This window comes from Pantoea sp. EA-12, from assembly GCF_030053355.1.
Lineage (GTDB): Bacteria > Pseudomonadota > Gammaproteobacteria > Enterobacterales > Enterobacteriaceae > Pantoea > Pantoea vagans_C.
Window position 1 is genome coordinate 374,205 of sequence record NZ_JASGBY010000002.1, and the last position, 17,498, is coordinate 391,702.

The following is a 17,498-nucleotide window of genomic DNA, read 5'->3' on the forward strand; positions in this document are numbered from 1 at the left end:
TTCCTCCGATTCCTGTTGCGGACGCTTTCCCGTTGAAAAAACGTACTCCTTTTTTACTGGCCTTAATGGTTTCAGTGCTTCCATTAAAAAGCATGGCGCAGACCGCCGCCGATCCGCTGCTGGCTTCTCAGATCGTTGATCGTTATGCCGAGCACATTTTCTATGGCAGCGGTGCAACCGGTATGGCATTGGTGGCGATTGATGGCAATCAGCGCGTGTTCGCCAGCTTTGGTGATACCAGCCCCGGCAATAATGTCCGCCCCCAGCTTGATTCAGTGATTCGTATTGCCTCGTTGAGCAAGCTAATGACCAGCGAAGTGATGGTGAAAATGGCCGAGCGCGGTCAGATCCGTCTTGACGATCCGCTGAGTAAATATGCGCCTCCTGGCGCACGTGTCCCAAGTTATAACGGCCAGCCGATTCGCCTGATCAACCTTGCCACCCACACCGGCAGCCTGCCGCGCGAACAACCTGGCGGCAAACCGCATCGTCCGGTATTTGTCTGGCCAACCAAAGCCGACCGTTGGCAATGGCTGCGTGGCGCCGAGTTGAAGGCCACGCCGGGCACCCAAGCGTCTTACTCTAACCTGGGTTTTGATCTGCTGGGCGATGCCCTGTCGAAAGCCGGCGGGATGCCCTACCCGGCGCTGTTGCAGCAGTTGGTGACGCGCCCACTGGGCATGAAAGACACCACTTTTACTCCGTCACCGGATCAGTGCCAACGTCTGATGATCCCAGAAAAAGGGGCCAGTCCGTGCAACAATACGCTGGCAGCGGTGGGCAGCGGTGGCGTTTACTCGACACCTGATGACATGGGCCGCTGGATGCAGCAGTTCCTGAACTCGGCAGTCAATCATCGCACGCCACAGATTGATCGTTTGCAAACGCTGATCTATCGTCGCGACCAACTGACCAAAGTCGAAGGCATGGATGTGCCAGGACGCGCTGATGCGTTAGGCATGGGCTGGGTGTATATGGGGCCAAAAGAGGGCCGTCCTGGCATCATCGAGAAAACCGGCGGCGGCGGTGGCTTCATTACCTATATGGCGATGGTGCCGCAGAACAATGTTGGGGTGTTTGTGGTGGTGACACGTTCACCGCTGTCACGCTTTACTCCGATGAGTGATGGCGTGAATAACCTGCTGGCCGAACTGGTCGGTAACCAGAACGGCTCACCGATGACGGTGCAAGCGATTCGTTAAGAAACCTGTGTTTCAGTTGCCATAAATGGCGCCCCTAAAAACCCAGGCGGTTTTTCGTAGGGTGCGCTTTATGCATACCGAGCAGCTTTAACGCGACTGAACCGCATTCTGCGACTGGCTAACCCATAACGTTGGCCAGTCCTCACTGCTATGCCAGGCATCGCAGATTTTCTCTTCGGCATACTCGGCCAGCACAAATTCGTTGCCATTGAACTGCCAACGGGTCGCTACGCCGCAGTCTCCCAAACCACGCCCTTTACTGAAGGTGTACAGCAGGCCACTGCTGGCATCGAACTCCGCGTTGACCAACTCCATCTGATTGTCGCTGCGTGATGGCGGCGTAAAGGGCAAGTTCAGCATCAATCCGCGCGCCACATAAGGCTGGCTGCGCGTCACTTCAAACGCCAGATCAATCACGTTGTAAGCGCCGGTTTCACAGCTGACTAAGATCAACGCTTTCGTGTCGGTCAGCGGTGCCACCGTCACTTCTCGCCGCAGCGGATCGAGCGAGCAGTTATCGGTATTGACGCGCCAGGTGCCATAGTCAATTAACCCGGCGGTTTCATCTTGGGTTAGTGGCGCGGGTTGTGGTAACGGCGTGGGCAATTGAGGTGGCTGAGGCGGCGGCGGTACATCCCACTGCGCCCGATCTCCCCGCTTCACCCATGCACTGCCACCGTTCACCCTGCCCTGCACTTCATCCATCAACAGCAGTGCCGCTTTCATGCCGCTTAAAGGAATAGTGGCTTTGGCTTGATAGGTCAGCTGCAGATTGTTGGCATCCAGCGTTTGTGCCAGAAACTCGTCAATGGCCACGGCATTACTGGTGGCCAGATGATGCGGTTCAACCGACCAGTGTTTAAGGTCTGGCGTCAAGCGACGCTGATCCAGCAGCAGGTTATCTTTCAGTGTACCGCCGGGCAGTTCGCCACTGTATCCGCTGCCGTAATCAATACGCAGAAGCGGGCGATCGTTAACGCCAGCATGACGTGAGACGGTCATCACTAATCCGTTGTCACCGGGAAAGCTGCGCGCCACGCAAAAAGCCGCGTTGTTGCAGGTGAGCTGCCAGTCAGAAAATGACTTTTGCAGTGGATCAGCCTGAACGCACGCGACAAACATAAAAGGCAACAAAAGCAGCGACTTCATCCAATACGACATTAAAAAAACCGGTCCCCAAATTCCTGGAAAGAAAATCATAGCGCAACGGCAACGCTGTCAGCAGGCCCAAACTGTGAGCTGGCCCGAAAAGTAAGGTTAACTGCTGAAAAAGCCGTCGCCTGAGGCGATCTAAGGCCGGATGACTCTACACCTTCATCTTCCTTTTCGACCGAATTCTGCTCAATCGGATTCGTCGGACTATTGCGGTTTGTGCGGGTGATGTCCGCCAATACAGGAATTAACTCTATGCAGCGGCGCAATTCATTGCGCGTTTGTCATCTGCACAGCGTTAAGAGGCATGCGATGAATCGCACCGCTTCGGTAAACAACATAATTGTGTTGGGATCACAAATCGGTCAAATACACACAAACGGTCACATACGGTCATGTTAAGGTATTTTACCGCGGTAATAGTTGTTGGCTACCGATCCCTTCATTGAGCGCTTATATGCGTATTTATGTGAATCAGATCTCATTCACCATGAAAAATTAAGATCTGATTTACATAAAAACCTGACCCATATCACCCTAATACCTCTGGGCATTTTGGTCACTGCGGACTCGTGCGCAGTCCACATTTTCCCGCTGCGGTATCCAGTAATTTATCACCATCGGAGGGCAGTTATGTTGCCGATTGAAAGACAGCAGCGAATTATTGACGAACTTAATTTAAATGGTCGGGTTATTGTCGCTGAATTAGTCACGTTGTGTCAGGTTTCTCAGGAAACCATTCGTCGTGATTTAACTCAGCTGGAGAAACGTGGGCTGTTGCAACGTAGCCACGGCGGTGCAGTACCAGCAAAACGACAAGCCGCTAACATTCAGGGGAATACGAGAGGTGTTAACGAGTATGAATTATCTTTCCGCCAGAGAATGAATGAACATGTAGATGCAAAAATGGCGATAGCCAAACGTGCACTCGATTTCATCAGCCCCGGCGATTGTATATTACTCGACAGTAGCACCACTTGCTGGTATTTAGCGCGACAGCTACCGGATATTGAATTAACGGTGTTAACCAACTCTATCAGAATCGTGCAGACCCTTGCCGCACGCGGCAGCATCCGCACCATCTGCTTAGGGGGAGAGTATTCTGACCGTTATGAAGATTTCCATGGCGTGGTCGCTGAGCAGCCTTTACGGGAATTCCAGATCAATAAGATCTTTTTTTCCTGTAGCAGTTTAGGCAATGACGGTTATTTACGTGAAGGTAACGAAAACAACGCACATTTAAAACAGCAAATGCTATTAGCAGCAGAAAGAAAACATCTGTTGCTGGACGCCAGTAAATTTCTGCGACCCTCATTCGCGCGTATTTGTCATTATCGCGATGTGGACTTTCTCATCACTGACCAAATAAAAGACAAAGAGCTGGAACAAGAATTAGCCTGGAACGGCGTCAATATTATTGATTGCTCACAGCGCACCAATTCAATGCAGCTAATAAAAAATTAATTCGGAGTCTTTATGAAAAAACATCTTATCGCCTGTTCTCTCCTCGCCCTGTTTGCCGCCACTGGCGCGCACGCTGCCGATAAATTGCGCATGGGCATCGTGGTGAAAATTGGCGGTATTCCCTGGTTCAACGCCATGGAAGCGGGCATCAAAAGTGAAGCGGCAAAACGCGGCATTGATGCATGGATGGTGGGCCCAACGGCTGCGGACCCGGCGTTACAGGTGCGTGCTATTGAGGATTTGATCGCGCAGAAAGTCGACATCATCGGCGTGGTGCCAAATGACCCGAAAGTGCTGGAGCCGGTGCTGAAACGAGCACGTGAAGCCGGAATTCAGGTCATCACCCACGAATCACCCGATCAGAAAGGGGCCAACTGGGACTTCGAACTGGTGGATGCGCCAACCCACGGCATCAACCATATGAAAGCTCTGGCGAAATGCATGCATGAGGAAGGCAAATACGCCATGTACGTTGGCAGCCTGACCGTGCCATTGCATCAGCAGTGGACCGATGCCGCACTGAATTACCAGAAAGAACACTACCCAAAAATGCAGATGGTGACCGACAAATTCGGCGTGGGCGAATCGCTGGATGACTCGATTCGTACCACCAACGAGCTGATGTCCAAGTACCCGGATCTGAAAGGCATCATGGCGTTTGGTTCTCAAGGCCCGATTGGTGCCGGTCGCGCGGTGATGAATCGCAACAAAATCGATCAGGTGTGCGTGATTGGTGCCTTTAGCCCGGGTCAGGGTGCTTCGCTGGTGCAGCGTGGTGCGATTAAAGGTGGCTACATCTGGAACCCAGAAACCGCCGGTGAAGTGTTTATCCGTATCGCCGACATGATGCAGAAGAAAGAGCCAATTACCGATGGCATGACCATCGAGGGGCTGGGCAAAGTGAAAGTTGACGAGGCGACACACACCATCCTCGGTAACAACACCGAAAGCCTGGACAAAGAAAACCTGCCAAAACTGGTGAAAATGGGGCTGTAATGATGAAAGAGGTGATCCCACAGACGCTGATTGCGCTCGACAACCTGTCGAAAACATTTGGTGGCAACCGCGCACTGAGCGATATCTCGCTAAGCCTGTTGGCTGGCGAAGTGCACTGTCTCGCTGGCACCAACGGCTGTGGCAAGAGCACCTTAATCAAAGTCATTTCCGGGGTACACGCCCCGGACAGTGGCAGCCGTATTACGCTGGGTGATGGCCCAAGCTTCCCGCGTCTGACGACTCGTCAGGCGCGTGACTTCGGCATCCAGGTGATTTATCAGGATCTGTCGCTGTTCCCGAATCTCAGCGTGGCCGAGAACATCGCCTTTGAGCATAACCTCAATGGCCTGCTCGGCTGGCATCGCAAAGCGAAGCTGCGCGAGACCGCTGCGCGCATTATTGAAGAACTCAAGTTTGACCTCGATCTGGATGAGAAAGTCTCGGCGCTGTCGATTGCGGCCCGCCAGCAGGTGGCGATATGCCGAGCACTGGTCGCCGATGCGCGTCTGGTGATTATGGATGAGCCAACGGCTTCTCTCACCCGTACCGAAGTGAATCAGTTGCTGCGCACCGTGCGTTATCTGAAAGACAAAAACATCTGCGTGGTGTTTGTTAGCCACCGTCTGGATGAAGTGTTAGAAATTTCCGACCGCGTGACGGTGATCCGCGACGGGCGCAAAATGGGCTGCTGGCCAGCCAAAGAGATGACGCCACACCATCTCACCGAGCTGATGACCGGTCTGAAACTCGACTATCAGCTGAAAGCGCCAACCCGCAATGCCGACCGTGCCATTCTTGAAGTGGATAACCTGACACGTGCCGGACAGTATCACGACGTCAATTTCAAACTCTATCAAGGCGAAGTTCTGGGCCTGTGTGGCCTGCTTGGCTCCGGCCGCACCGAACTGGCACTCTCACTGTTTGGCATGACCAAACCGGACAGCGGCAAAATCTGGCTCGATAGCAAGCCGGTGCGCTTCCGTGGTCATGAAGATGCCATCAAAGCGGGCATCGGTTATGTCTCCGAAGACCGCTTGACGCTGGGCTTGGTCCAGCAGCAGTCGGTGGCCGACAACATGGTGCTGCCGATCCTCGATAAGCTGCAAAACCGTTTCCACATCATCGACGAATACCGCAAAAACAAGCTGATCCTGCAATGGATTCAACAGCTCGGCGTGCGCGTGGCCGATCCCAATCTGGCGATCTCCACCCTGTCTGGCGGTAACCAGCAAAAGATCGTGCTGGCGAAATGGGTGCTCACGCAGCCACGCATCCTGATCCTTGATTCCCCGACCGTGGGCGTCGACGTCGGTGCCAAAGCCAGCATTTATCAACTGATCCACGAGCTGGCGAAAGAAGGTCTGTCGATCATTCTGATTTCCGATGAAGTGCCTGAGGTTTGGTACAACTGCGACCGCATTCTGCACTTCCGTGATGGCACCATTCATGCCGAATACCAACCCGATACCGTTGAGCAACAACAGCTGGCGGAGGTGATCAATGCCTGATTTTTCTCGTTTGCGCCCGCACTCCAGCCAAGGCTGGCTGGCGTGGGTACTGCTGGCTTTCATCCTGTTCTTCTCGGTGGCCAGCGATCAATTTCTGACAGTGCAGAACCTGCTGGATCTGGCTGAAAGCTACGCCGTCACCGGCATCTTTGCCCTCGGGCTGTTTTTGGTGCTGGTCACCGGCGGCATCGATATCTCGTTCGCAGCGGTGGCGTCGGTGGTGCAGTACCTGATCGCCACGCTGTTTGTGCAGTTCCAGTTTGATAACGCCCTGCTGAGCATTCTGCTGGCGATTGTGTGCGGCACGCTGTTCGGGGTGATCAACGCCCTGCTGATTACCTCACTGCGCGTGGTGTCGATCATCATCACCATCAGTATGCAGTCGCTGCTGTTTGGTTTGTTGATGTGGGTCACCGGCGGAAAAAGCCTCTACTCACTGCCGGACTGGTGGATCACCCTGCGCAGCGTGCTGCCTTTTACCTGGCAGGGCAACAGTTTCCAGATTGGATTGCCGCTGGTCACCATGCTGGTGATTGCCGGACTGACCGCGCTGCTGTTGAACAAAACCAACCTCGGCCGTCAGCTGTATGCGGTGGGTGGCGATGCTGAATCTGCACGTCGCATCGGCATCCGCGTTGGTCTGATTCACGTCTTCGCTTACGGCTGGCTGGGTGCGATGGCCGCGATTGGCGGGCTGGTGCAGGTGTATCGCATGGGTGAAGTGGTGCCGAATGCGTTAGTCGGCGGCGAGTTAGATGTTCTGGCGGCCACGGTGCTTGGTGGTGCCAGCCTGATGGGCGGCAAAGGCACGGTGAGTGGCACGCTGATGGGCGTGTTCCTGATCGCCATCCTGAAGAACGGCCTCAACCTGATTGGCGTCTCGAACTACTTCATGAACATCGTCGTCGGCGGCGTGATCATGGTGGCGATTGCCGTGACGCACTACAAAAAACGTAAAGAAACTGACGTCAGTTTCGTCTGACCGAAAGGGCATGCAAATGAAATCACTCTCCTCTCTGCGTCCGGACGGCACCAATATCGGCCTGATGTTACTGATTGCGCTGGCGCTGGCGATCTTCACCATCATGTTGCCGGGTCGTTTTATGACGGACTCCACCTTTATGAGTATGGCGTTCCAGTTGCCAGAACTCGGTTTGCTCACGCTGGCGATGTTTATTGCCATCCTGAGCGGCGGTTTGAACCTGGCGATCATCGCCACCGCTAACCTGACGGCGCTGTTTATTGCCTGGACGCTGATGAGCGCCCTGCCCGCTGATGCAGGCACCGGCCAGCAACTGCTGTGGCTGTTTATCGCCATCATCGGCGCGATGGTGATTGCTGCCTTCATCGGCGTGATCACCGGCGTAATGGTGACGCGGATTGGTGCCCACCCGATTCTGGTGACGCTGGCGACCATGATGACGCTCAACGGCATCGGTATCTGGCTGACCAAAGGCGCAGCTGTTAGCGGTATGCCCTCGATTGTGCAAGCGCTCGGCTCCAACACCTTGCTGGGTATGCCGCTGCCGCTGTGGGTGTTTCTGATTGCCGCCGCGCTGCTGGCGCTGTTCTTAGGCAAAACCCGCGCCGGTAAATGCATCTATATGGGCGGCAGCAATATCAACGCCACCTGGTTCAGCGGCATCAACACCCACCGCATGGTGATTCTGGTGTACGTGATCTCCAGCCTGCTGTGTGTGCTGGCCGGATTGATCATGATGGCGCGCTTTAACTCGGCCCGCATGGGTTACGGCGATGCCTACCTGCTGCTGACGGTACTGGCGATTATTCTCGGCGGCACCGACCCGAATGGGGGTTTTGGCCGCGTCACCGGTGTGGTACTGGCGCTGATTGCGCTGCAAGTGCTCTCCACCGGATTCAACCTGATGAACATCAGCCAGCATGTCAGCCTGGCGATGTGGGGTGCCGTGCTGATTGTGGTGCTGGCCTTCAAACAATTTAAAGCTCGTTTTAATGAACATCGCGCCGTAAAGCTCAGCAAGTTAGCCGCGGCCCTTAACCCTTTGACCGAAAAGAAGGAAGTATGATGCGTATTCAAGTCTCCCCGTCGTTGATGTGTATGAATCTGATGGAGATCAAGCACCAGTTAGAAGTGCTGGACTCCCGCGCGGACTTCCTTCACATCGACATCATGGACGGTCATTACGTTAAGAACATCACGCTGTCGCCGTTCTTTATTGAACAGATTCGTCCACACACCAAAGTGGCGCTGGATGTCCATCTGATGGTGGAACACCCGACTGATTTTATCGAAGTGATTGCCAAAGCCGGCGCAGACTACATCTGCCCGCACGCCGAAACCATCAACCGTGATGCGTTCCGCGTGATTAACCTGATTCGCAGTTTCGGCAAGAAAGTGGGTGTGGTGCTGAACCCGGCGACCCCGGTGTCGTTTATCCACCACTACATTCACCTGCTGGATAAGATCACCGTGATGACAGTTGATCCAGGCTATGCAGGTCAGCCGTTTATCCCGGAGATGGTGGCGAAAGTGCAGGAGCTGAAAGCTCTGAAGCAGCAGCACGGCCACAAATATCTGATCGAGATCGATGGCTCCTGTAATACCCGCACTTATAACACGCTGGTGGGTGCGGGCGCGGAAGTGCTGATTGTCGGCACCTCTGGCCTGTTCAATATTCACAACGATCTGGCGACCGCCTGGGACATGATGCGCGACAGCATTGATGAAGCGCAGGGCCTGAGCAAGGTGTCCGCATGAAAAAACGCTGGCTCGGTATCGACATTGGCGGCACCGGTACACGTCTGCAGCTGATGGAAGAGGGACGCGAATGGTCCAGCTTCCGCAAAGTGCCGACGGCCAGCTGGGCGCAGCAACCCGATGCCCTGTCGGCACTCGGGCAGTTAATCGGCGAGACGTTAGAGCAACAACCGGTGAACGGCGTGATGCTGGGCTTGCCGGGCATTCTCAGCCGCGACCGTCAGCAGGTGATCTCGCTGCCCTTTATTCAGGCGCTGGATCACCAGCCAGTTGCCGCGATCCTCACTGAACGCCTTGGCGTGCCGGTGGCGATGGATAAAGACGTCAATCATCTGATGATGTGGGATTTGATGCAGTTGGAGCAGTTACCGGATATCGCCGTCGGCCTTTATCCCGGTACCGGCATGGGCAACAGCCTGTGGATCAACGGCCAGTTTTACCATGGTCAACACGGCGGCGCGGGTGAGCTGGGACACGTACCGATTGCCGGTAACGATCTCCCCTGCCCGTGCGGCAACCGGGGTTGTGCAGAGACGTTGACGTCAGGCCACTGGCTGAGCCAATGGGCGAAGGCCAACGTGCCACAGACCGATATGTCTGCGCTGTTTAGCCAGCATGGCGATCATCCAGAGCTGCAGGCGTTCGTTTACCGTCTGGCACAGCTTATCGCCACCGAGATGAACATTCTCGATCCGGAATACCTGATTTTGGGTGGCGGCGTGTTGGCGATGGCGGACTTCCCGTTGGCGCAGCTGCGCAGCCAGGTTCAGCAGCATCTGCGTCCGCCTGCCACGCGTGATAATTTGAAGATTGTGTTCAGTCAATCCACCGATCACACCGGCTGTCGCGGCGCCTGTCTGGCCGCAGAACGCCTGTTCAGGAGTGCATGATGAAAGGAAAAGTGTGTGTGTTTGGCTCATTCAACCTCGACGTTGTCGCGGTGATGAACCGTTTCCCGATGCCGGGTGAATCCTTGACGGCTCACCAGAGTATGATGGGACCCGGCGGTAAGGGCGCAAACCAGGCCACTGCCGCCCTGCGCGCCGGGGCGCGCGTGCACTACATCGGCAAAGTGGGGAACGATGATTTTGGCACTTTTGCACGCCGCCACTTAGAAAAAACCGGCTTTGATGCGATTACGCTGTTTACCTGCAAAGAGAAGCCGACCGGTAACGCCCTGATTTACGTGGCGGGTGATGATGCCGAGAACATGATTTCGGTGTATCCCGGCGCCAATACCACGGTGAGTGCCGCTGAAGTGTCACGCTGCCAGCCCACCGTTGCCGCCGCTGATATTCTGCTGGTGCAGTTGGAGAACAACCTCAGCGCTATCCAGCGCATGATCGACAATGCGCGTGCAGGCGGAACCTTTGTGATTTTAAACCCGGCGCCATGGCAAAAAGTGAGTGACTCCCTGCTGGCGAAAGTGGATCTGCTGACGCCAAACAGCACCGAAGCGATGCAAATCACCGGAGTAAAAGTCACCGATTTCGCCAGCGCGCAGCAAGCCGCAGAAGTGATGCATCGCAAAGGCGCGCGTCAGGTGATTATTACCTTGGGCATGGCGGGCGCACTGCTTTCGAATGCGGAACAACCGCCGCTGCGCATTCCGCTGTTCCCGGCACAGCCGCTGGATACCACTGGCGCGGGCGATGCCTTCAACGGCGCACTGGCTGCACGGCTGGCGTCCGGTGATGAGTTACCGCAGGCGGCGCTGTTTGCTTCGGCCTATGCTTCGCTGTGTGTGGAGCGCTCGGGTGCCGCCAATTCGATGCCTTCTTACGCTGAAGCGCTGGCGCGCATGCAGGCGCATCCGGAGTGTGTGCCAGAACCGTTATTTACGGAAGAGTTGAGTCCTGCGCCGTAGCAGCGCAATGCGGTAGGGGCGTGCCTTGGCGTGCTTTGGCGCGCCCGATAGCGGCCATGGGCGGCCCAAAGGCCGCACCCTACTGGCAGCACCTTACAGGCGGCGCTTTATTTACGCTTTTAACCAACCCGCAATTTGCGCATGCTGCAACAGCATGATCGCTTTACCGTCCTGGATACGGCCCTCTTTCACCATCGCCAGCGCCTGTGGGAACGGCAATTCCAGTACGGTGATCTCTTCATCCTCAACGCCACCGCCCTCGTGGGTGCGCATCGCATCACTGTATTCGGCCGCAAAGAAGTGGACAATCTCCGTCACGCCGCCTGGCGACATATAGGCTTCAAACAGCTTTTCCACTTTACCAATTTCATAACCCGTCTCTTCAATCGCCTCTTTACGGATGCAATCTTCTGGCGTGTCATCGTCTAGCAGCCCGGCGCAACTTTCAATCAGCTCACCTGTGGGATTGCCATTGACATAGGTGGCAATGCGGAACTGACGAATCAGCAGCACGGTGTTTTTATCGCGGTTGTAGAGCAGGATGGTCGCGCCGTTGCCACGGTCATAGACTTCGCGCTTATGACGCACCACTTCGCCGTTGCTGCGCGTCAGTTCGTAGGTGAAGTTGCGCAGGATAAAGTAATTATCTGACAGCAACTTGTCTTTGATGATGTTGATCTTTAACGACATGGCCGCTCCACTGCTTATCTGAGGGAGCCAGAGATAATAGGCGCAAGCGCTGGGGAAAACTATCTGAATTTGTGCGGTTGTTGCGCAATAAATTGCGTTATCAATCTCGTGCGGTGATGGGCTGGTCGCCATAAATGGCGACCAGGATTTAACATCAAAATCCGTTCGGCTGCTCTTTCATATCCGGCAAATGATGCGCGATACCTTTGTGACAATCGATACAGGTTTGCCCATCCTGCACCGCTTTGCTGTGCATTTTGGCCGCCACGGTTTTCTGTGCGGTGAAATCCATATAATCGAAATTGTGGCAGTTGCGACACTCCTGCGAATTGTTGTTCTTCATCCTACGCCATTCGTTCTGGGCAAGTTCGATGCGCGTCTCTTCAAACTTTTGCGGCGTATCGATCAGACCAAAAATCTTCGCGTAGACCTCTTTGCTGGCCTGCAATTTGCGCAGCATTTTCGGGCCCCACTCGTGTGGCACATGGCAATCCGGGCAGGTGGCACGCACGCCGCTGCGGTTGTTGTAATGCACCGTCTGCATATACTCCTGATACACGTTATTGCGCATTTCATGGCAGCCAATACAGAACTGCTCGCGGTTGGTCATCTCCATCGCGGTGTTAAATCCACCCCAGAAAATGATGCCGCCGGCAAAGCCCAAAATCAGCAGTGTGCCCAGCGCCAGACGGCTGGGACGACGCCACCAGCGCCAGATGCGCAGTAATCTCTCTTTCATGTTCAACCTCATTGCCCAAAACCACTGGCCGGTGTAAAGGTGTTTTCCACCACCGGTTTGGCATCGGTTTGCGGCACGTGGCACTGCAAACAGAAGTAACGCCGCGGTGATACGGTGCTGCTCACCAGGCCATCGCGATCGGTAAAGTGCGTAGGGCTGACGCGCGGCGCGCCAGTGGTGAGATAGCTTTGCGTGCCGTGGCACTGCAGGCAGCGGTTGACGTTTTTCGTCACCTGATAGCCGTCTACGCTATGCGGGATCACCGGCGGCTGATTCACGTAGTTAAGCGGCTTGCGACTCTGCTCTTTGGGCTGATGAATGGTGCCCTGCTGTGTGGCGGTCACTTCCGGCGACTGATTGAGATCGACACCTTTTTCAGCCCAGACTGCGCCGCCCACCAGCAAGGCGGCTAAAGTGATGAGTGTGTAAGAGAGTTTCATTGCATCCTGCCTTAAATTTTAACCAGCTTGACGGCGCACTTCTTATAATCGGTCTGCTTCGACAGCGGATCGGTGGCATCTAACGTGACGTTATTGGCCAGCACGCCCGCATCGAAGAACGGCATAAATACCAGCCCTTGTGGCGGCTGATTGCGCCCGCGCGTTTCAACAGTGGCCACGGTTTCGCCTCGTCGTGACACCACGCGCACCTTTTCACCGCGGCGGAAACCACGTCCTTTGGCATCAAGAGGATGGATATAAAGCAGCGCCTGCGGCACAGCACGATGCAGTTCGGGGACGCGGCGCGTCATGGTGCCGGTGTGCCAGTGTTCCAGCACACGACCAGTGCAGAACCACATGTCGTACTCTGCATCCGGTGCTTCGGCAGGCGGTTCATAAGGCAGTGCGAAGATCGTGGCTTTGCCATCGGGCTTGCCGTAGAAACGTACGCCTTCACCCGCTTTGACGTAGCTGTCGAAACCTTCGCGGTAGCGCCAGCGCGTCTCTTTCCCGTTGACCACCGGCCAACGTAATCCGCGCGCTTCGTGGTACATATCGAACGGTGCCAGATCGTGACCGTGGCCACGCCCAAAGCTGGCGTACTCTTCAAACAGCCCTTTCTGAATGTAAAAACCGAATTCGCGCGCTTCATCGTTTAGTTGGTCATCGGCCACTTCACTGAGCGGGAACTGGTTCACCTGGCCGTTGGCGTAGAGCACATCGAACAGCGTTTTATCGCGCAATTCAGGGTGCTGCGCGATCAGCGCTTCGGGCCACACCTCAGTGACGCGGAAGCGCTTAGCAAAGTTCACCATCTGCCAAAGGTCAGATTTCGCCTCACCCGGCGCTTTCACCTGCTGATGCCAGAACTGAGTACGGCGCTCGGCATTGCCGTAAGCTCCCTCTTTTTCCACCCACATCGCCGTCGGCAGAATCAAGTCTGCGCATAATGCACTCACGGTGGGATAAGGGTCGGAGACGACGACAAAATTGCGCGCATCACGCCAGCCCGGCATGCGCTCCTGGGTCAGGTTGGGACCGGCCTGCATGTTGTTGTTACACATCACCCAGTATGCATTCAGCTTGCCATCCTTGAGGGCACGATCTTGCGCCACCGCGTGCAAACCGATTTTGGCGGGAATCGTGCCTTGCGGCAGCTTCCACAGTTTTTCAGCCGTTGCTCGATGTTTATCATTATTCACCACCATATCGGCTGGCAGGCGGTGCGAGAACGTGCCAACTTCGCGCGCCGTGCCGCAGGCAGAGGGTTGCCCGGTAAGCGAAAATGGTCCGGTGCCGGGACGCGAAATTTTGCCGGTCAGCAGGTGGATGTTGTAGCAGAGGTTGTTTGCCCACACACCGCGGGTGTGCTGGTTGAAGCCCATGGTCCAGTAAGAGACCACGTTGATATTGGGATCGGCATAGAGCTCAGCCAGCGCAATCAGCTGATCTTGTTCCACGCCGCTCATTTCGCTGGCTTTTTCTACTGTGTACTCGGAAACGAACTTCGCGTACTCATCAAAGCTAATCGGCGTCGACTCACCACTGTCGGGATTTTTTGCCGCTGCCTGACGCGGATCGCTGGGACGCAGACCATAGCCGATATCCGTCACGCCCCTGCGCAGCGTCACGTGGTTTTGCAGGAAGGCTCTATCGACCTTGTTGTTCTGAATGATGTAGTTGGCGATAAAGTTAAGGATTGCCAGATCGCTTTGCGGCGTGAACACCATGCCGTTATCCGCCAGCTCAAAGCTGCGATGACGATAAGTCGAGAGCACCGCCACTTTGACATTATCGTTGCTGAGACGGCGGGCGGTCAGGCGTGACCAGAGAATCGGGTGCATCTCGGCCATGTTGGAGCCCCACAGCACAAACGCATCCGCCACTTCGATATCATCGTAGCAGCCCATGGGTTCATCCATGCCGAAGGTGCGCATAAAGCCCACCACCGCTGAGGCCATGCAGTGGCGCGCGTTAGGATCGAGGTTATTGGTGCGGAATCCTGCTTTCATCAGCTTTGACGCCGCATAACCTTCCCACACCGTCCACTGGCCGGAACCGAACATGCCGACCGACTCCGGTCCATTGGCTTTCAGCGCGGCTTTAAACTTCTGCTCCATCACGTCGAACGCCTGGTCCCAGCTTACCGGCGTGAACTCGCCTTCCTTATCATATTTACCGTCGGTCATACGCAGCAGCGGCTGTGTCAGACGATCTTTTCCGTACATGATCTTCGGCAGGAAGTAGCCTTTAATGCAGTTCAAACCCCGGTTCACTTCCGCCTGGGGATCACCCTGCGAGGCAACGACACGGCCATCCTGCGTCCCCACCAGCACACCACAACCGGTGCCGCAGAAACGACAAGGGGCTTTTTCCCAACGAATCGGCGCGGCTAATGCGGTAACGGCTTTCGTCACGCTGGGAATAGTGAGTCCGGCCGCCATGGCCGCTGCGGCGGCAGCGTTAGCTTTCATAAATTCACGACGACTGAGTTTCATGCTTCTTCCTTGTAACGATGTTCCGCTTCGTCCTGCTGGTGATAAACCAGTGACACGGCCAGTACCTGGGGAATATTACGAGTGGATTCGATATGGCTAAGCAACGCGCGGCTATCGGCGGCACCGAGCGTGACCGCTAAGGTGCCACGGGCGTTGTCTTCGGCAGCAATCTCGCTATCCGGAAGGGCCAATAAGGCGAGTTTGACTGCTGCAATAGCGTGGGGCTGCGCCTGGATGACCAGGCCACAGACGTGCCAGCTGCTAGCAGAGGAAAATGCGTGCTCAGGGGACGATAGCGCCATGCGCTCACCTCAATGAGTCCATGAGAGATGGCGCGTAAAATAACCTGAGGTAAGTAAGGGCTATATCACCCGAAAGGTGTAAATACCGGGGTGGGATCAAGTGAAGGCGTGATGGAACAAAAACGGGGGCCAAAGGGCCCCCGCAGATGAGAATGACTGCGATTAACGCGAGCGGTCTTCCGCCAGCGTCGGGGCCGCATCATCCTGATCGTCATGGTGATGGTCATGCTCTTTCATGGCTTCAGCATGCACGCGTTTGCGCACACCAAACCAACCCAGCACCAGTACCACCGCAATCAGTGGGATCGAAGCAATGGTGTAAGTGCCGTTCGGGTAGTCAAACGCCATTAACACCAGCACGCTCACCAGGAACAGCAGCGTTAACCATGAGGTCACCGGTGCCCACGGCAGTTTGAAGCTGACATCTTCCGCTTTGCCCTCTTTAATCGCTTTGCGCAGACGCATCTGGCACACCACGATGAAGCCCCAAGAGGAGATGATACCCAGCGATGCCACGTTCAGTACGATTTCAAACACCTGCGAAGGCACATAGTAGTTGAGCACCACACCAATCACGTAGACAGCGATAGTGACCAGAATGCCGGCAAACGGCACCTGCTGTTTGCTCATCTTAGACATGAACTGTGGTGCAGAACCGCCCATCGACATAGAACGCAGAATACGACCGGTGGAGTAGAGACCCGAGTTGAGGCTCGACAGCGCGGCACTCAGTACCACGATATTCATCACGCTACCGATGTAAGGCACGCCCAACTTCGAGAAGAAGGTCACAAACGGACTCTGGCCCGCCTGATAAGCATTCCACGGCAGCAGCAGCACCAGCAGCACCACTGAACCCACGTAGAACAGGCCGATACGCCAGATCACGCTGTTGATAGCTTTTGGCAGCATGGTTTTCGGGTCTTTACACTCTCCCGCAGCTGTCCCGACTAACTCGATAGACGCGAAGGCAAACACCACCCCTTGCACCAAGACCAGCGCTGGCAGCAAACCGTGCGGGAAGAAGCCGCCGTTATCGGTTATCAGGTGGAAGCCGGTCGTGTTGCCATCTAGCGGTTTACCGCTGCCGAGGAACACTACGCCGACGATCAGGAACACCACGATCGCTAAGACTTTGACCAAGGCAAACCAGAACTCCATTTCGGCGAACCACTTCACGCCGATCATGTTCATGGTACCGACAATCGCTAACGCACCGAGGGCAAATACCCATTGCGGCACATCGCCAAACGCGCCCCAATAGTGCATGTAGAGCGCAACGGCCGTGATATCCACGATACCGGTCATCGCCCAGTTAACGAAGTACATCCAGCCCGCCACGTATGACGCTTTTTCCCCAAGGAATTCACGTGCATAAGAAACAAAGCTGCCGCTTGATGGGCGGTGTAATACCAGTTCGCCCAACGCACGCAGAATGAAGAAGGAGAAGATACCGCACACCAGATAAACCAGTGCTAAAGCAGGACCGGCCATCTGCAAGCGAGCGCCTGCACCGAGGAACAAGCCGGTACCGATAGCACCGCCGATGGCGATCATTTGTACCTGACGGTTACCCATTGCTTTGTGGTAACCGGTGTCGTGGGAATTGAGCCAGCGTCTTTTCGCAGCGCGTTGTTCGGCTGCGGTTTTTTTAGTTGATTTCATAGCTTTCCTGTTTGTCCTGACCATCAATCACCGCGCAACCAAACGTTTGCGTATGGCGGTGCGAAATGGGGTAAAACCCCCTACCGGTGCGGCGGAACGGTGTCGCGCGGCAAGGCGGGAAATTACGGCGATGAATCCTACCCGTTCTGCATGAACGAAGCAAAAAATACCGTTTGCCTGCACGAGTTGATTTGTAAGAATTGGTCGTGGTGCACAAAAAACCGGCCAGGGGGAT

At 55.4% G+C, this 17,498-nt stretch carries 16 protein-coding genes; 9 read left to right on the top strand and 7 right to left on the bottom strand.

Annotated features, from left to right (window positions below; translation table 11 throughout):
* The first annotated feature begins 32 nt into the window (after window positions 1–32).
* Window positions 33–1,202 carry a D-alanyl-D-alanine-carboxypeptidase/endopeptidase AmpH gene (gene ampH / locus QMZ30_RS04445; protein WP_039329713.1) on the top strand — a complete coding sequence of 390 codons (1,170 nt, stop codon included), beginning with the start codon at window positions 33–35 and terminating at the stop codon, window positions 1,200–1,202.
* Window positions 1,203–1,289: 87 nt separating this feature from the next.
* On the opposite strand, the gene QMZ30_RS04450 is transcribed toward ampH, so the two are convergent.
* Complete coding sequence (locus QMZ30_RS04450) at window positions 1,290–2,363, bottom strand: DUF1176 domain-containing protein (RefSeq protein ID WP_283226529.1); 1,074 nt, start codon at window positions 2,361–2,363, stop codon at window positions 1,290–1,292.
* A gap of 624 nt (window positions 2,364–2,987) precedes the next feature.
* Here QMZ30_RS04450 and QMZ30_RS04455 point away from each other — a divergent pair.
* The 8 genes from QMZ30_RS04455 to QMZ30_RS04490 are packed head-to-tail and all read left to right on the top strand — an operon-like array spanning window position 2,988 to window position 10,929.
* On the top strand, window positions 2,988–3,818 hold the full coding sequence (locus tag QMZ30_RS04455) for a DeoR/GlpR family DNA-binding transcription regulator (RefSeq protein ID WP_039329717.1): 831 nt from the start codon (window positions 2,988–2,990) through the stop codon (window positions 3,816–3,818).
* 12 nt (window positions 3,819–3,830) lie between these two features.
* Window positions 3,831–4,814: a substrate-binding domain-containing protein gene (locus QMZ30_RS04460; RefSeq protein ID WP_039329719.1), complete on the top strand. Its 984-nt coding sequence runs from the start codon at window positions 3,831–3,833 to the stop codon at window positions 4,812–4,814.
* Between the two features lie 2 nt (window positions 4,815–4,816).
* A complete protein-coding gene (locus QMZ30_RS04465; RefSeq protein WP_283226626.1) occupies window positions 4,817–6,322 on the top strand; it encodes a sugar ABC transporter ATP-binding protein in 1,506 nt (501 codons plus the stop codon).
* On the top strand, window positions 6,315–7,304 hold the full coding sequence (locus QMZ30_RS04470; RefSeq protein ID WP_058973006.1) for an ABC transporter permease: 990 nt from the start codon (window positions 6,315–6,317) through the stop codon (window positions 7,302–7,304). Before QMZ30_RS04465 ends, QMZ30_RS04470 begins: the two co-directional genes overlap by 8 nt.
* A 16-nt stretch (window positions 7,305–7,320) precedes the next feature.
* The gene (locus QMZ30_RS04475) at window positions 7,321–8,370 is read left to right on the top strand and encodes an ABC transporter permease (RefSeq protein ID WP_039329723.1); all 1,050 of its coding nucleotides are present in this window, start codon (window positions 7,321–7,323) and stop codon (window positions 8,368–8,370) included.
* Complete coding sequence (gene alsE, locus QMZ30_RS04480) at window positions 8,370–9,062, top strand: D-allulose 6-phosphate 3-epimerase (protein WP_283226627.1); 693 nt, start codon at window positions 8,370–8,372, stop codon at window positions 9,060–9,062. The genes QMZ30_RS04475 and alsE overlap by 1 nt, the downstream gene beginning before the upstream one ends.
* Window positions 9,059–9,952 (top strand): allose kinase, encoded by an 894-nt coding sequence (gene alsK, locus QMZ30_RS04485; RefSeq protein ID WP_283226530.1) that lies wholly within the window; start codon window positions 9,059–9,061, stop codon window positions 9,950–9,952. The genes alsE and alsK overlap by 4 nt, the downstream gene beginning before the upstream one ends.
* Window positions 9,952–10,929 (top strand): ribokinase, encoded by a 978-nt coding sequence (locus QMZ30_RS04490; RefSeq protein ID WP_283226628.1) that lies wholly within the window; start codon window positions 9,952–9,954, stop codon window positions 10,927–10,929. The genes alsK and QMZ30_RS04490 overlap by 1 nt, the downstream gene beginning before the upstream one ends.
* A gap of 111 nt (window positions 10,930–11,040) precedes the next feature.
* On the opposite strand, the gene nudK is transcribed toward QMZ30_RS04490, so the two are convergent.
* The 6 genes from nudK to ansP all read right to left on the bottom strand — a co-directional run bounded on the left by nudK (window position 11,041) and on the right by ansP (window position 17,263).
* Window positions 11,041–11,619 carry a GDP-mannose pyrophosphatase NudK gene (gene nudK, locus QMZ30_RS04495; RefSeq protein WP_039329732.1) on the bottom strand — a complete coding sequence of 193 codons (579 nt, stop codon included), beginning with the start codon at window positions 11,617–11,619 and terminating at the stop codon, window positions 11,041–11,043.
* A gap of 154 nt (window positions 11,620–11,773) precedes the next feature.
* The gene (gene napC, locus QMZ30_RS04500) at window positions 11,774–12,358 is read right to left on the bottom strand and encodes a cytochrome c-type protein NapC (protein ID WP_039329734.1); all 585 of its coding nucleotides are present in this window, start codon (window positions 12,356–12,358) and stop codon (window positions 11,774–11,776) included.
* Between the two features lie 8 nt (window positions 12,359–12,366).
* The gene (gene napB / locus QMZ30_RS04505) at window positions 12,367–12,798 is read right to left on the bottom strand and encodes a nitrate reductase cytochrome c-type subunit (protein ID WP_283226531.1); all 432 of its coding nucleotides are present in this window, start codon (window positions 12,796–12,798) and stop codon (window positions 12,367–12,369) included.
* An 11-nt stretch (window positions 12,799–12,809) separates the two neighbouring features.
* Window positions 12,810–15,296: a nitrate reductase catalytic subunit NapA gene (napA, locus tag QMZ30_RS04510; protein ID WP_283226532.1), complete on the bottom strand. Its 2,487-nt coding sequence runs from the start codon at window positions 15,294–15,296 to the stop codon at window positions 12,810–12,812.
* Window positions 15,293–15,598: a chaperone NapD gene (locus QMZ30_RS04515; protein WP_283226533.1), complete on the bottom strand. Its 306-nt coding sequence runs from the start codon at window positions 15,596–15,598 to the stop codon at window positions 15,293–15,295. Before QMZ30_RS04515 ends, napA begins: the two co-directional genes overlap by 4 nt.
* A gap of 162 nt (window positions 15,599–15,760) precedes the next feature.
* Complete coding sequence (gene ansP / locus QMZ30_RS04520; protein ID WP_283226534.1) at window positions 15,761–17,263, bottom strand: L-asparagine permease; 1,503 nt, start codon at window positions 17,261–17,263, stop codon at window positions 15,761–15,763.
* Window positions 17,264–17,498: the final 235 nt, after the last annotated feature.

Bases quoted from the DNA above. Each gene is read 5' to 3' on its own strand.
- QMZ30_RS04490 (WP_283226628.1), top strand. From the start codon at position 9,952: ATGAAAGGAAAAGTGTGTGTGTTTGGCTCATTCAACCTCGACGTTGTC.
- nudK (WP_039329732.1), bottom strand. From the start codon at position 11,619: ATGTCGTTAAAGATCAACATCATCAAAGACAAGTTGCTGTCAGATAAT.
- napA (WP_283226532.1), bottom strand. From the start codon at position 15,296: ATGAAACTCAGTCGTCGTGAATTTATGAAAGCTAACGCTGCCGCCGCA.
- napC (WP_039329734.1), bottom strand. From the start codon at position 12,358: ATGAAAGAGAGATTACTGCGCATCTGGCGCTGGTGGCGTCGTCCCAGC.
- alsE (WP_283226627.1), top strand. From the start codon at position 8,370: ATGCGTATTCAAGTCTCCCCGTCGTTGATGTGTATGAATCTGATGGAG.
- QMZ30_RS04515 (WP_283226533.1), bottom strand. From the start codon at position 15,598: ATGGCGCTATCGTCCCCTGAGCACGCATTTTCCTCTGCTAGCAGCTGG.
- QMZ30_RS04450 (WP_283226529.1), bottom strand. From the start codon at position 2,363: ATGTCGTATTGGATGAAGTCGCTGCTTTTGTTGCCTTTTATGTTTGTC.
- QMZ30_RS04470 (WP_058973006.1), top strand. From the start codon at position 6,315: ATGCCTGATTTTTCTCGTTTGCGCCCGCACTCCAGCCAAGGCTGGCTG.
- QMZ30_RS04455 (WP_039329717.1), top strand. From the start codon at position 2,988: ATGTTGCCGATTGAAAGACAGCAGCGAATTATTGACGAACTTAATTTA.
- QMZ30_RS04460 (WP_039329719.1), top strand. From the start codon at position 3,831: ATGAAAAAACATCTTATCGCCTGTTCTCTCCTCGCCCTGTTTGCCGCC.
- ansP (WP_283226534.1), bottom strand. From the start codon at position 17,263: ATGAAATCAACTAAAAAAACCGCAGCCGAACAACGCGCTGCGAAAAGA.
- QMZ30_RS04465 (WP_283226626.1), top strand. From the start codon at position 4,817: ATGAAAGAGGTGATCCCACAGACGCTGATTGCGCTCGACAACCTGTCG.
- napB (WP_283226531.1), bottom strand. From the start codon at position 12,798: ATGAAACTCTCTTACACACTCATCACTTTAGCCGCCTTGCTGGTGGGC.
- QMZ30_RS04475 (WP_039329723.1), top strand. From the start codon at position 7,321: ATGAAATCACTCTCCTCTCTGCGTCCGGACGGCACCAATATCGGCCTG.
- alsK (WP_283226530.1), top strand. From the start codon at position 9,059: ATGAAAAAACGCTGGCTCGGTATCGACATTGGCGGCACCGGTACACGT.